The 14,114-nt window shown below is 45.5% G+C and carries 11 protein-coding genes; 2 read left to right on the top strand and 9 right to left on the bottom strand.

What is annotated here, in order from left to right; all coding sequences use genetic code 11:
- Positions 1-41: 41 nt before the first annotated feature.
- Complete coding sequence (locus BLT53_RS03540; RefSeq protein WP_090232818.1) at positions 42-404, bottom strand: DUF1516 family protein; 363 nt, start codon at positions 402-404, stop codon at positions 42-44.
- 147 nt (positions 405-551) lie between these two features.
- Between BLT53_RS03540 and BLT53_RS03535 the strand changes: the two genes are divergently transcribed.
- Entirely contained in the window at positions 552-1,745 is a 1,194-nt protein-coding gene (locus tag BLT53_RS03535; RefSeq protein ID WP_170834215.1) for an ornithine--oxo-acid transaminase, read from the top strand.
- Between the two features lie 115 nt (positions 1,746-1,860).
- Here the strand turns inward: BLT53_RS03535 and BLT53_RS03530 are convergent, their stop codons facing one another.
- The 4 genes from BLT53_RS03530 to BLT53_RS03515 all read right to left on the bottom strand — a co-directional run bounded on the left by BLT53_RS03530 (position 1,861) and on the right by BLT53_RS03515 (position 5,393).
- Positions 1,861-2,649, bottom strand: a complete 789-nt coding sequence (locus tag BLT53_RS03530) for an SDR family oxidoreductase (protein WP_090232815.1) — start codon at positions 2,647-2,649, stop codon at positions 1,861-1,863.
- A gap of 38 nt (positions 2,650-2,687) precedes the next feature.
- Positions 2,688-4,112: an NAD-dependent succinate-semialdehyde dehydrogenase gene (locus tag BLT53_RS03525; protein WP_090232813.1), complete on the bottom strand. Its 1,425-nt coding sequence runs from the start codon at positions 4,110-4,112 to the stop codon at positions 2,688-2,690.
- Between the two features lie 67 nt (positions 4,113-4,179).
- On the bottom strand, positions 4,180-5,076 hold the full coding sequence (locus BLT53_RS03520) for a fumarylacetoacetate hydrolase family protein (protein ID WP_090232811.1): 897 nt from the start codon (positions 5,074-5,076) through the stop codon (positions 4,180-4,182).
- A gap of 23 nt (positions 5,077-5,099) precedes the next feature.
- Positions 5,100-5,393: a 4a-hydroxytetrahydrobiopterin dehydratase gene (locus BLT53_RS03515; protein WP_090232810.1), complete on the bottom strand. Its 294-nt coding sequence runs from the start codon at positions 5,391-5,393 to the stop codon at positions 5,100-5,102.
- A gap of 150 nt (positions 5,394-5,543) precedes the next feature.
- Here BLT53_RS03515 and BLT53_RS03510 point away from each other — a divergent pair, with 150 nt between their 5' ends.
- Positions 5,544-7,319: a B12-binding domain-containing radical SAM protein gene (locus BLT53_RS03510; RefSeq protein WP_090232808.1), complete on the top strand. Its 1,776-nt coding sequence runs from the start codon at positions 5,544-5,546 to the stop codon at positions 7,317-7,319.
- Between the two features lie 145 nt (positions 7,320-7,464).
- On the opposite strand, the gene BLT53_RS03505 is transcribed toward BLT53_RS03510, so the two are convergent.
- The 4 genes from BLT53_RS03505 to BLT53_RS03490 form a co-directional block, all read right to left on the bottom strand.
- A complete protein-coding gene (locus BLT53_RS03505; protein ID WP_170834214.1) occupies positions 7,465-8,634 on the bottom strand; it encodes an efflux RND transporter periplasmic adaptor subunit in 1,170 nt (389 codons plus the stop codon).
- Positions 8,635-8,648: 14 nt separating this feature from the next.
- Complete coding sequence (locus tag BLT53_RS03500; RefSeq protein WP_090232804.1) at positions 8,649-9,323, bottom strand: YIP1 family protein; 675 nt, start codon at positions 9,321-9,323, stop codon at positions 8,649-8,651.
- Positions 9,324-9,543: 220 nt separating this feature from the next.
- Entirely contained in the window at positions 9,544-12,942 is a 3,399-nt protein-coding gene (locus BLT53_RS03495) for an AAA family ATPase (protein WP_090232802.1), read from the bottom strand.
- Positions 12,939-14,114, bottom strand: coding sequence for a metallophosphoesterase family protein (locus BLT53_RS03490; RefSeq protein WP_090232801.1), 1,176 nt, complete (start codon positions 14,112-14,114; stop codon positions 12,939-12,941). The genes BLT53_RS03495 and BLT53_RS03490 overlap by 4 nt, the downstream gene beginning before the upstream one ends.

Below are 14,114 nucleotides of genomic sequence, written 5' to 3'. Positions count from 1 at the left end.
TCATGACAGTTCCTGCGGGGTACGAGTTTTTTCATTTTTTGTTAAAAATGCATCGGCAAAACCGAATATCCGTAATAAAAGACAAGTGCCAAAGCCAAAATGAGTGTAATCCAGCGGGATTTTTTATCCTCATTTTGTTTGACACCCAGCAGCATCACTTCAAACAAGCCAATAACTGCCAGACCGAGGACCCCTTTAATAATGAGCGGTCCCATATTTACCGCACCCCCCTGGATCCATTGATAGATAAGCATTCCACCGGAAAAGATGGTAGTTATGTACAGAAGACGGACAATCATATGCAAAATGCGGGAAATTTTTTTATTTTTTCTTTTGTATAGTGTATAAGTCAGAAAAAATAAAACCAGCGCAGCCGCCCAAGAAAAAACGTGGAAATGTAACATATTTATTTCCTCCTATGTATAATTCTTCACTTTACTATACCATGAAGCGTTCCAGCGCGCTTCCCGTGCGGAAGTAAGGGTAGGAAGAAAGCCTTTTCATTGCTATAATGTAAAGGAATTCACAATACTCAGATTGGAGTGAGAGATATGATTAAAACAGAAAACATCATCTCCAAAACAGAACAATTCGGGGCGAAGAATTATCACCCACTTCCAATTGTCATCTCTAAAGGCGAAGGCGTATGGGTTTATGATCCGGAAGGCAACAGGTATATGGATATGCTAAGCGCATATTCAGCCGTGAACCAGGGGCACCGGCATCCGAAGATCATTCAGGCGTTAAAGGTTCAAGCGGACCGCATCACCCTGACCTCCCGTGCTTTTCATAATGACCAGCTTGGAAACTTTTATGAAAAAGTAACAAAACTCACAGGGAAAAATATGGTTTTGCCGATGAACACAGGTGCCGAAGCAGTTGAAACCGCAATAAAAACCGTCCGCCGCTGGGCGTATGACGTGAAAGGTGTTCCAGCCAATCAGGCGGAAGTCATCGTGTGTGAAGGAAACTTCCACGGGCGAACAATGACCGCGGTTTCCATGTCTTCTGATGAAGAGTACAAACGAGGATTTGGCCCGATGCTGCCAGGAATCAAGCTGATACCTTATGGTGACCTTGAAGCGTTGAAGCAAGCCATCACACCGAATACGGCTGCTTTTATTATGGAACCCATTCAGGGAGAAGCCGGGATTGTCATTCCTCCTGAGGGCTTCCTGAAACATGCTAGTGAGCTTTGCCGGGAAAACAATGTCCTTTTTGTTGCAGATGAAATCCAATCTGGTTTGGGACGATCCGGAAAACTGTTTGCGTGTGACTGGGAAGATGTTGTTCCTGACATGTACATTCTCGGAAAAGCATTGGGCGGAGGAGTAATGCCAATTTCCTGCGTAGCCGCTGACAACGATATTCTTGGCGTATTCAACCCAGGAAGTCATGGCTCCACATTTGGAGGCAATCCACTGGCTTCAGCGGTATCCATTGCCTCACTGGAAGTTATTGAAGAAGAAAACCTTGTGAACCGTTCCCTTGAGCTCGGCGAGCACTTTTTGAACGAGCTAAGGTCTATTAATAATCCGAAGATTACCGAAGTGCGCGGCCGGGGATTATTTATTGGCGTGGAGCTGAGTGAAGCGGCCCGCCCATATTGTGAGAAGCTGAAAGAAGAAGGACTTCTTTGCAAAGAAACCCATGAAAATGTCATCCGGTTTGCACCTCCTCTCATCATCTCTGAAGAGGACCTCAACTGGGCAATCGGACGTATCAAAAAAGTCTTGTCGGAATAAGATCCAATTGTAACAGGCTGGAGATTTATCCAGCCTGTTTTTTTAATTACATCCAATTATCCTCAAAAAAAGCTTCAGCACCGTATGAAACTCGCAGTACTAAAGCTCTTTTACTCTATAATGCCTTGACCATGCCGCCATCAATTAAAAAGGATTGTCCTGTGATGTACGTATTGGCTTCTGAACCCAAATATACGATGGTTTTCGCAAATTCTTCCGGCGTTCCGTAGCGGCCGAGCGGAATGTTTTTCACCATTTCTTCCTTCACCTGTTCTTGGCTTATAGACCGTTGCTCGGCGATTTTGCCATCCAGCTCCTGAAGACGGTCGGTTCCGATTCGTCCCGGCCCGATGGTATTGATCAGAATTCCATCTTTCCCCAGTTCCTGTGACAGGCTTTTGGATAACCCGTTGATCGCCGCTCTGAAGGTGTTAGATAAGGTCAATCCGTCAATCGGCTGTTTAATGGATGAGGAGGCGATGTTGATGATGCGGCCACCGCCATTTTTTCTCATGTGCGGAAGGACTTCACGCACGGTTCTGACCAGGCTTAACAAGGTGAGCTGAAAGGCAAATTCCCATTCCTCGTCACCAAAGGCATCGAAATTGCCTGCAGGTGGACCTCCGGCATTATTGACCAATACATCAATGGTGCCAAACGTCTCCGCTGCCGCACTGACCAGGCTGGTGATCTCCTCTTTTTTCGTGATATCACATACCTTGTATTCAACTTTGCTGCCTGTTTTTTCTCTGATTTCCTCTGCTGTTGCCTTTAATGCGGCTTCATCACGGCTTGTGATCATGACGTTGGCCCCTTCTTCTGCAAATCTCATAGCTGTTGCCTTTCCTAGCCCTTTGCTCGAAGCAAGAACCACTACTGCTTTATCTTTTAGCCCCAAATCCATTTCATTCTTCCCCCTCTTTATTTATTCATTTATTAAACTCAGATGACGATGCTTACGTATTTGGTTTCCAGGTAGGCTTCCATGCCCTCTGTTCCACCTTCTCTTCCAATACCGCTTTCTTTCAGTCCGCCGAATGGCGCCTGGGCAGCAGAAGGAACACCGTCATTCCAACCAATGACCCCGTAATTTAATCCTTCGACCAAGTGTGTGCCCCGTGACATGCTTTCTGTATAAATATAAGCTGCCAGGCCAAACGGACTGCTGTTGGCAAGCTTGATGCCTTCTTCATCCGAAGTGATTTTTTGCACCGGAATCACCGGCCCGAAGGTTTCTTCGTTCATGATAAGCATGTCGTGATTCACATCTTTTAAAACGGTCGGTTCAAAGAAACACGCATTTCCTTCATCCTGCCCTTTGCCGCCAAGTAAGCATTCTGCCCCTTTTTCAACGGCATTGTCGACATGCTTTTTAACTTTTTCATAGCCGTCCCGGTTGATAATAGGGCCGATATCCGTGCCCTCTTCCATTCCATTGCCGACCTTTAACTTGCTTGTTTCTTCAACCAGCTTTTTCGTAAACTCATCATATATTTTTTCGTGAACATACACACGGTTAATACAGATGCACGTTTGACCCGCATTTCGGAATTTGGAGGCAATGATCCCTTTCACTGATTTCTCAAGATCGGCATCCTCAAGAACGATCGAAGGAGCATGTCCGCCAAGTTCCATGGACACGTTCTTAACGGTTTTTGCGCTTTGCTCGATGAGCATTTTCCCTACTTCTGTCGATCCGGTAAACGTAATCTTTTTCACTTTGTCGCTATCCATCAATTCACCCGCGATGAGTGAAGATGAACCGGTAAGCAGGCTGACGACTCCCTTTGGGAATCCTGCCGCTTCACAAAGCTCCACCAGTTTAATGGCCGTAAGCGGGGTCTCCTTTGGCGGTTTTATGATAATCGGGCAGCCGGCCGCAAGCGCAGGACCAAGCTTGCGTGTGATCATGGCAGCGGGAAAGTTCCACGGTGTGATCGCGGCAACAACCCCAACCGGCTGTTTCAGAACCTGCATACGTTTATTTTCTGCAGAAGCAGGGATCGTTCTGCCGTATACCCGCTTTCCTTCTTCTGCGAACCATTTAATAAAAGATGCGGCATACTGAACTTCACCAAGAGACTCCTTCATCGGTTTGCCCATTTCCCGTGTCATGAGTTCCGCAATTTCCTCTTTTTGTTCGATCATCATATCATAGAGTTTATCCAGATAGGAAGCTCTGTCGTAAGCCGTTAATTTTGCCCACGGCCCAAACGCTTCATACGCACTATCAATGGCTGCTCTCGTTTCTTCTTTTCCTGCTGAGGATACCGTTCCAACCAGATCACCATTCGCAGGATTCAGCACTTTGATTTTCTCCAGGTTATTACCTGTCCATTCTCCATTAATATATAACAACTTGTCCATGTTCATGGCCTCCCTTAAGCATTGAATACCTATCTACTTTTCCTTTTACCGAGGGACTTAAAACAAATTAAACCACATTATTGACGAGCGTTCCGATGCCTTCGACCGTTATTTCAATGGTATCACCGCTGTTCAACAGCCTTGGCGGCTTGAATCCTTTGCCCACCCCTGCAGGTGTACCCGTCGCAATTACATCTCCCGGTTCAAGGGTCATTCCTTTAGACAGGGTTTCAATAATTTCCGGAATGGTAAAGATAAAATCTCTTGTATTGCCGTCCTGTCTTACTTCTCCATTGACTTTAGTTGTAATCTTCAGTTCATGCGGGTTGGGAATGTCCTCTTTCGGCACAATCCAAGGCCCCATTGGACAGGATGCATCAAGGCTTTTTCCGATCAAAAATTGTTTATGCTTTTTCTGAAGATCCCTCGCCGTAACATCATTGATGATCGTATAGCCAAACACATGATCCATCGCCGCATCGCAGGTAATCCCCTTGCCCCTTTTCCCGATAACCACCGCCAGTTCACCTTCATAATCCAGTTCATCGGTTAGCTCTTCATGGCGCAGAATATCTGCTTGATGTCCGATAACTGTTGTAGGTGCCTTGGTAAAGATCATCACATGCTCGGGGATATCTGCTTCACTACCCATTTCAACTGCATGATCTCTGTAGTTCTTTCCTACACAAAATATGTTTTTCACCGGTCTTGGAATGGGAGCCATCCACTCTAAATCAGGGTCATTTAAACCATATGTAAACAGCAAATTCTCTCGATAGGCTTTCGATAATTCGTAAATCTTTTCCAAAAACTTCTCTTCAAGCTGAAGTCCTTCCAGCATGGATTCCGGAAATTCCATTCCTTTCTCCTGAGCAGCCAGCGACAGATTGAAAACCACATTTTCCTCTTCAATCAGCTTTCCTAAAAAAATGTCCCCCTGATACTTGGCAGTTACTAGTTTCATTTTCAAACCTTCTCCTCCAATACTTAAAGTTTACTGAACGCTTCGTCAAATAAAACAGCCATCTTAATATCAGCCTGGGTCAGCCCGTTTACATTCCAAGTGCTTAATTTCAGGGTAACCAGTTTGTAATTGATGGTAATATGCGGGTGATGCTGAAAGCTCTCGGCCAGCTGTCCTACTTCACTGACAAATTCAATTCCGTCTAAATAGTTATCAAACTTGTACTTTTTCACCATCCATTTCCCCGGAATCAGTTTCCATTCGGGGTATCTGCTGGCAAATCGGTCGATTTCCTGAAGGGTAAGCAGTTCAGTCATCTCTGTTCTTCCTTTCATAGCCTATAGTAAAACTATACCTCTCGAATAATTGAAACGTCAAAATTTTCGGTTAACAGGAGCATTTTATTTCCATGATCAACTATGCTAAAATTATGTGTTGATTAAATCTAGCAGATATGAGGGATTGCCGTGAACATTGTAGTGAGCACACTCAATGCAAAATACATTCATACCTGTCTGGCCCTCAGGTATTTAAAAGCATACAGTGAACCAGATTTTCACGTAGAAATGGCCGAGTATACCATCAAGGATCCTGCGATTAATATCGTGAGTGACCTGTATATAAAAAAACCAGATGTATTGGGTTTCAGCTGTTATATTTGGAACATCGAAGAAACGATAAAAGTAATTGAGATGATCAAAAAGATCAGCCCAGAAACAGCCATCGTACTCGGCGGACCGGAAGTTTCCTATGACGTTCCCCACTGGCTGGACCGGATTCCGGATGCCGATTTCATCATTGTCAATGAAGGAGAGGTTTCCTTTAAGCATTTTCTTACCGAACATTCAGGAGAGAAGCGCTATGAAAAAGTGGCGGGTCTAGCCTGGAGAAAAGACGGGAAACCCACGATCAACCCGCCAAGGGAAAAATTGGATCTTAAAACAGTCGCAACACCCTACCGGTTTGAAGAGGACCTGGATCAGTTGTCCAAGCGGGTAACATACTTTGAAACGAGCCGCGGTTGTCCTTACTCCTGCGCCTTTTGCCTTTCTTCCATTGAAGTTGGTGTGCGGTACTTTGATATCCAAAAGGTTAAAAACGATCTTATTTTTCTAATGGACAATGGTGCGAAAACGATTAAATTTGTGGACCGCACGTTTAACATCAAACGCGATTATGCCTTGGAGATGTTTCAATTTCTAATTGATAACAGAAGGCCGGGTGTCGTTTTTCAGTTTGAAATTACGGCGGATATCATGCGGCCGGAAGTCATTGCCTTTTTGAATGAACACGCCCCCGCCGGGTTATTCCGGTTTGAGATTGGCGTGCAATCAACAAACGATCATGTTAACGAGCTTGTTCAGCGCCGGCAGAATTTTGAAAAACTGACGCGTACTGTCATGACCGTAAAAGAAGGCGGGAAAATTGCTCAGCATCTGGATTTGATCGCAGGGTTGCCCGATGAAGACTATCAATCTTTCCGAAAAACCTTTAATGATGTATTCGCGTTTGGCGTGGAAGAAGTACAGCTCGGATTCTTAAAAATGCTGCGCGGTACCGGTCTGCGCCTGACAGCAGACCGGCATGATTACGCATATATGAACCACTCACCTTATGAGATTCTGGGCAACAATGTACTCAGCTTCGATGACATTATCAAGATTAAACGGGTGGAAGATGTGCTTGAAAAGTACTGGAATGACCACCGGATGGATGCTACACTGAAGTACTTAATCTACCATGTGTTCGACTCACCATTTGACTTCTTCCAGGAATTCGGGGATTACTGGGAGAGCAAAGGCTGGTCCAGAATCGGCCATCAGCTGGAGGATCTGTTCGCCCGCCTGAAGGAGTTTTTAATACAGCGCGGCACCCATAATGAGATCATAGAAGCTCTAATGAAGTACGATTACTTTTCACGAAAAAAACACCGTCCTCACCGTTCATGGTGGGAAGAAACACTTTCAAAAAGTGATCTCGAACCCTACCACCGGTGGCTGAAGCACAATCCGGAACGTCTTTCTGCCGCATTCAAATCATACAGCCTGAGTGAAAAGGATCTAATGAAGCACACGGTACTGGACCTTGTGCCATTTGATCTGAATCATTATTTAACAACCGGGGAAGTGAAAAAAGATCAGGTGATTTCCCTGATCTACTATCACCCTAAAACGCATGAACCTGAGCACTATAGCTTCCCTTTGGATCAAATCGATTTGGGAGAACGTTCTGCTTTAAGTTAATTCAAGGCTCATGTCGGAACCGCACGAAAATACGAAGTTTCATCATGCTTGCACCTTGCATTACAATCAACGAAGCAATGAAGCACTTGGTATGGTATCCACCCAATCAACAATATTTTAGAAAAATGCATTAAAAGAAGCTGCCCTATTGTTGGGCAGCCTTTTTTGTGTCTTTTACGGAATTTTTGCTTTTAGTATCGTCTTTCTTCGTTTCGGAGGTAAATACTTCCGTATTTTCGGTCAGATAAGGGGTCGGGTCGGAAACAACGCTGTTGTTATATTTGATGCCTGATGTGATTTCGATCCATGAGCCATTTTCCAAGCCCGTTTTTACAGGAACTTTTTTCAGATAACCCTTTTCCACCGTAAAGACGAAGGGTTTTGTTTTTTCCTTCATCAGGGCAGTTTCAGGAATAACAACAGCATCTTCCTTGATCACTGGCTTCAGCTCAATCTTTACAGCCTGTCCTGTTTTAAACGGATGCTCCTGGTCCAATTTAACGGTAAAAGGAAAGATGGCTTTTCCCTTTACTTTTGTTGCCTCGCGAAATTCCGCCAGGGTCCCCTCCCACTTCTTTCCTGGCAATGCAGGGGAAACAATTGTGACTTTCTCACCTGCTTGGACAAGGATGGAATCTTTTTCGTCCAGCTCTCCATTTACCTGAACACCATCGGTTGAAACCACCTCTACGATTGGCATTTCTGTATCGGATGATCCCTGGTTAACCGACTTGACTACTCCAGTTGTATTACTCTTGATGGAGAGGTTTTCCTTCTCTTCATTCAACTGGGTCAGCTGCGCATCGACAGCCGCGGCCCGAGTCGTTGCAAGCTCGCTTTTCATCGCCGCTTCTGATTGTTCTTTGTCCAGATCGGCTTTCTTTTTCACCGAATCGGGATCATCAACCGGCAATGCATCGGCCTGGCTTTGTAGCTCAGTTTGCATTTCCTGATAGTGTTTTTCTTTAACAGTATATTCTTCTTTTTTTTGCTGCAGATCCGCGATTTTACCGTCAAGCTCGGTATTTCCATACACAAAAAGTACAGTGCCTGGTGTAACCTCGTCTCCCTCTTTTACCGCAATTTCTTTTACATATCCAAGCTTTTCTTGCACGTAAAATTTTTCATTTTCCGAAGGGACAACAGCTCCCTCGGTCACAATGGCTCGTTTAATATCTATGACTCTCGCAGGAGCAAGGTGAACATTCTGCGCACGAGCAAAGGCACCCTCGTCCCTGGAAAAAATCCAGATATTGAATGCAAGCAACAATAATGCAAATACAGCAAGACCTGTCATCAGTATTCTTTTTCTCATGTTGATTGCCTCCATTATAATGTCAGCTGGCCATACTGCAGTGCATGGGTTATTGAGGACAACAGCATAAACCCTATGTATAAAAGCGATACAGCAGCAAAAATATAAGGTTTGGACTTATAGCTTGCCTGAATCAGTCCCGCATAGGTCAGATAAAAGGCCCAGACTGTAAACACCGACAAAAAGGCAAGCACAGAGATTAAAAAGGCATTATTTGAGAAATAGTTCGCTGTCACTCCCAGGCTGAGCGGGCTCCATACTTCATCCGTATTCAGCAATCCTTGAAAAGGGAGCTTGAAAACAGCAGAGATTAAAAAAACACAATAAACGATCGATTGAAGGATAAAGAGCTTTTTAAAGCCCACATCCCTGAAAAAGGGAAGAAACATAATCGCCATCAAAGCAACCGCAATAACTGGTTTTATCAAACCGATAACCAGTCCCGCTACAAAAAGCAGGTATTTACTTGCCTCCAGCTTGTTTTTGGACAGATGAACGTCCTTGACGATGGGCATGTCTAGCAGATGATCTGCAGAAAGAAAGTAACTAATTGCGGTAATAAGAGCACTCACAATACAAATCATTAAAAAACGCAGAAAAAAACCTTCCATTTGGTTGAAACGGCGGAAATAACCAAATTGCTCCCTGGGCCGAACCAGACTTTTTAATAAATGCACTTCACCCGGCAACGCATGGTCCCCCTCTACTTCTTCTTTTTTCTCCATCATATCACAATTTAAACCAATGTTATGTTCAGATTTGGCAAATAACGTAATTTTATTGTTACTAATTGTTATCTTTTGAATAAATTTAGTTACGGAATATCGACCCTTCCACTAAAGGTCCTGTAACTGTCGATCACGATCTTCAATTAAAAACGCACTTGGATCACAGCCAAGTGCGTTTTTTCTATGTTTGTTCGATGGCTACTCTGCTGCCATTGCCCTCTCCGTTGGCAGGCGTTACAATCAGCTTTTTCGTCAGTCTTGCCTTTAATTCTGGAACATGCGAAATAATCCCGACTGACAAAGCGTTCATATGAAGTTTCTCCAGTGCGGTAACGACCGTATCCAGCAATTCCTGATCCAGTGTGCCAAAGCCTTCATCTAAAAAGAAAAACTCCAGCGGATATTTGCCTCTCAGCTGAATCTGGGTGGAAAGCGAAAGAGCCAGCGCCAAGGAAGTAAGGAAGGTTTCACCGCCCGATAGTGTGGATACCGGCCGTTTCACTCCTCCATTGGCATCATCCCTGATGACAAAGCCATTGGATGAATCAACCTCGATTGCATATCTGCCTCTGGTCAGCTGTCCAAGACGATTTGAGGCATCTCTTGACACCTGAATCAATTGCTCCTCTGCCACGAACTCGACAAAGCTGTTGCCCCGGAACACAGCTTGAAGCTTTCCAAGTGTTTTCAAATGGTCTTCGGTCTTTTTCCTTTCTTTTTCCAATACTTGATAGCGTTCATGCTTGGTTTCAAGCGTCTTGTAGTATTGACCTGTTTCACCCATTTTTTGAACAGCATTCTGTAATTCTTCTTTCACTGCTTTCAGAGATGATGTCACGTCATTCCATTGTTGTTCTGTTAAGGTTTGCCCATTCAGCTGTCTCAGCAATTTTTCTTTTTCGGAGGCATTTTGTTTACACCGGTCAAAATGCCTTTCAATTTCTGCCTGCCATCCTTGCTGATCCAAACGGTTTGCCAGGCTTCTCCTTAAGTCTTGTATATCCGCAAACGGAGAAGAACTTCTTTTCTCCTCCCAAAGGCCCAAGGCTTCTTCTTTCCTTTGCCTGCTTCTTTCTTTTGCATCCTGCGCCGAACGCCAGTCTTTATCCAAAACATGGTAAGCCTCGCTCGCCTGCTGAAGCTTTTTTTCGAGCTGCTTTACTTGTTCCGTCAGACGTGTGAGATTGTTCTCTGTTTGAGCAAGTAACACCTTGCATGTTTCATTTCCGGCAACCCGTTTAACTTTTACTCGTAAACCATTGCTGTCTTCGCGTAAACTCGCGAGTTCTGACTCGAGCTTTGCTATGTTTTTTTCAATTGCTGCACTCTGCTGCCTGCACGTTTCGATGATTTTTTCTTTTTCTTCAATAAATGGAACGGATTTAACCAATCCTTCCTCAATCTTTTCGCGTTGGGCATCCATTGTGCGAATGCGCTCTTTTTCTTTTTCTACATGATCAACGGGAAAATCGGGAAAATCTTTTTGCCACTTGTTTTGCAGTGCTTTCAGGGCGTTCTCTGTCTTTTCCAGTCGTTGCCGGCGTTCCTGGCCTTCTTTTTGAGCAGAAGACATCTGGGCTTTAACCGTCGCTTCAAGGGAAGAAAGCTCTCTGTGTTCTGCTACGATTTTTTTTACTGCTTCGTCCGCCTCAAGCACATCCTGACGCAACCCTTTCACCTGGGTCAACGTTTGTGTTACCAGCTTTTCCAGTTCAGGAAGAGATTGAGGAAGGACGGAGGGAAAATAAGAAGGAAGGCTGCTTGCAGCCGCTTCAGGCTCTTCCATGTATTGCTGCAGGTTCTCTGACAATCCCTCCAGGGTGCTTTTCATCATATAAATTTCTTTTTCCAATGAGCCCGTCTGTTTTTGGATTTCTCTCACCTTGCGGATCTGTTGTTCTGCTTCATGATCCGGTTCATAGTGCCTTATGGGATCTGGATGCTCGGTTGAACCGCACACTGCGCATGGCTGACCTGCCGCAAGCTGCTGCGACAGACGGGATGCAAGCTCCCTTACCTGATCCTTTTGTCTTCGTTCTGCCAGTTGTTCTTCAAATTGGGCTGCATGGTAAGACAATTGTTCCTGGATGTATTGAACCTCGGCCACCTCATGAAAAACAGCCAGAACCTTTGAGCTGGACTGGTGAATTTTTGTTTCAAGGTGCTCTTTCTTGTCTTTGAACCTGTGATACTCTTCAATCGACGTTTGATGGAGCAACCCGGCTTGATCTACCGCTTTCTGCGCTTCAGATACCTGCTTTGCTTCATACTCCATGTTCAATGCCGCTTCTTGTGCCCTGTTGATTTTGTCCCGTTCCATTGAAGAAATAATCGTTTCCTTTAATTGTCTCTGCAATTCGTTCTGCCGATCAACCGCACGATGCAGCAGCTCCTCGGCAGACTTTTGTTTGGATATTGCAGCTTCCAGCTTCTTCAGCTGGTCATTGAGCTGTTGTTCCTTCTCCCCTGCCGCCTGTTCTTTCGTTACCGCTTCCTTTTCCATTTCAATGGCAGAAAGCAGCTGTTCACGCCTGGAAATCAGAGAAGGTTCTTGGTCATCTTTTTCTTTTTTTGCAGCTTCATATGTTTGCTGAACTTCATCTGCAACGCTTTTAGCCTCTGCCGTTGCCCGTCTTAAATCCTGCTCTTTTTTATTGCAGTCTTCCGCTTCCTTTTGAGCTTTTTCAGCTTCCGCACCATATGGGTTCAACAGGTCTGCAAGCCTTGCTCTCTCCAGCTTTTGTCCAAGACCCTGGATATGGGTCGTATTTTGCTGAAGACTTTTTTCCTCATCTTCAACCTCTTTTAAGTGCTTTTGAGCCTGCCAAACTTGCTTGTTCTTTTCATATCGTCGTTCTTCTTCCTCGGAATGGCTTCTTTTGTGTTCTACCTCTTCCTTTGCCTCTGTCCAGGCTTTCTCAGCTTCTCGCAGCGCTTCCTTGGATGCGTCGCCAAGACCTGCCTGTTCAGCGGCCAGATGTTCCATTTCCGTCCTGGATTTTTCCACCCGTTTTTTCAGCTTTTGATTTAACTGGTCTCCGTACTTTTCGAGCTGGAAAAGCCGCTGAAGCATCTGCCTTCGCTCAGCACCCTTCAGAGATAAAAATTCAGCAAACTTACCTTGAGGAAGGACAACTGCCCGGGTAAAATCTTCAATCGTGAGTCCCAGGAGCTCCTGAACCTGCTGGGTAACATCCCGTTCCTTGTCTGCCTTCACCGTCCACTCCCCATTTGCACAGAAAAGGAGCCGGCAGGTGCTTGTCCGGATCGTATGATCTCCGCTTCGCTTATAGTTTCGCTCAATCTTGTACCGTGATAAGCTTTCTCCGGCACCCAGTTCAAAAGTAAAGGACACCGACAACGCGTTTTCCGCATGGTTCATGATTCCTTGGGTTCCCCCTGCTGCCCGCTCGACTTTGCCATAAAGCGCGAGCGTGATGGCATCGAGTATGCTCGACTTTCCGCTTCCGGTGGGACCGAAAATCCCAAAAACCCCGCCTCCGCACAGCTGTTCAAACTCGATCGTCTGTTTTTCCCGGAAACTTTGAAGTCCTGCAACCTGCAATCTTACTGGTTTCATTCTGCCGCACTCCTTTCCTCATCCTCATTGGAAATCAGCTCGAGAAACAAGGACAGGACATTCTCGTCGGGCACACCGCCCCCAGTTTGCCGTTCGTAAAACGTTTTGAACAGCTCATCGATTGGCAGATTCTTTTGTACAGACGTCTCCTGCTCCCGTATGCCCTCAAAAACAGGTTTAATATGAATAATTCCTTTATGCGCTTTCCGTATGGCTTGAATGTCCTCCATCGCAATACTGTCCTTTACAGCAATCGACAGATCTACCCATGCCTTGCTCGGACAGACTTCATCCAGCCATTGATGGACATCTGCCACACCTTTTGCGTGATAAACCATTAAGGGATGTCCGCAGGAAAGAGGTACTTCCCTGATGGAAGCTTCCTTACCGGGTGCCAGGTCCACAATGGTTACAGACTTTGTATGTCCCGCTTCAGAAAAACTGTAACTGAGCGGCGATCCCGAATAGCGGGCGGCTGTTTTGGCCCGTTTTACGTTTTGCGGCCTGTGAAGATGACCGAGCGCAACATACTGCGCCTTTTGGGGAAGCGTCTCTGCAGCAACAGTGTATGCTCCACCAATATGTACAGGCCGCTCAGAGTCACTTTCGTTGCTGCCTGCAACATACAAGTGACTCATTGCAATATTCACAGCCTGGGGATCAAACCCTTCTGTCAGCCTATTAAAATACCGTCCGACCCAGTTGTCATATTGATTTCTTAAATGCAGTTCCTCTCCTGTATCTGACAGAACTTCCTTCAGACGGGATTCGGACGGATAGGGAAGCGCACAAATATTGAGCTTTTCCTGTGTGCGTACAATCCCGTAGGAGTAAAGCTGTGTTGTTGGAAGGCCCACCAGTGTAATTCCCAGGTTCCTCGACAATGGAGAAGAAGCCGCCAGCCGGTCAGGATGATCGTGGTTGCCGGCAACGGCAATGACAGGACGTCTGCCACGATCACTGAGCCTGGCCATACCGTCATAAAACATTTGCTCTGCCGCCGCAGGCGGATTCACCGTATCAAATACATCGCCTGCCATGATAATGGCATCCACCTTTTCCTCCTCTGCAATCTGTACCAGCTCATCAAGGAACTGCTGCTGTTCTTCCAGCCTGCTGCGGCCTTCCAGTGTTCTTCCCAAATGCCAGTCAGCCGTATGAAGCAGCCTCAT

The sequence above is a fragment of the Fictibacillus solisalsi genome (assembly GCF_900103485.1).
In the GTDB taxonomy this organism is placed as follows: Bacteria; Bacillota; Bacilli; order Bacillales; family Fictibacillaceae; genus Fictibacillus_C; species Fictibacillus_C solisalsi.
Note: the sequence above shows the minus strand (reverse complement) of the source record. Positions and strands in the feature narration are given on the sequence as shown.

What these genes read in the sequence shown, in the direction of transcription:
- BLT53_RS03540 (WP_090232818.1), bottom strand. Translation starts at nt 404, where the DNA reads ATGTTACATTTCCACGTTTTTTCTTGGGCGGCTGCGCTGGTTTTATTT.
- BLT53_RS03535 (WP_170834215.1), top strand. Translation starts at nt 552, where the DNA reads ATGATTAAAACAGAAAACATCATCTCCAAAACAGAACAATTCGGGGCG.
- BLT53_RS03530 (WP_090232815.1), bottom strand. Translation starts at nt 2,649, where the DNA reads ATGGATTTGGGGCTAAAAGATAAAGCAGTAGTGGTTCTTGCTTCGAGC.
- BLT53_RS03525 (WP_090232813.1), bottom strand. Translation starts at nt 4,112, where the DNA reads ATGGACAAGTTGTTATATATTAATGGAGAATGGACAGGTAATAACCTG.
- BLT53_RS03520 (WP_090232811.1), bottom strand. Translation starts at nt 5,076, where the DNA reads ATGAAACTAGTAACTGCCAAGTATCAGGGGGACATTTTTTTAGGAAAG.
- BLT53_RS03515 (WP_090232810.1), bottom strand. Translation starts at nt 5,393, where the DNA reads ATGACTGAACTGCTTACCCTTCAGGAAATCGACCGATTTGCCAGCAGA.
- BLT53_RS03505 (WP_170834214.1), bottom strand. Translation starts at nt 8,634, where the DNA reads ATGAGAAAAAGAATACTGATGACAGGTCTTGCTGTATTTGCATTATTG.
- BLT53_RS03495 (WP_090232802.1), bottom strand. Translation starts at nt 12,942, where the DNA reads ATGAAACCAGTAAGATTGCAGGTTGCAGGACTTCAAAGTTTCCGGGAA.
- BLT53_RS03490 (WP_090232801.1), bottom strand. Translation starts at nt 14,114, where the DNA reads ATGAGGCTGCTTCATACGGCTGACTGGCATTTGGGAAGAACACTGGAA.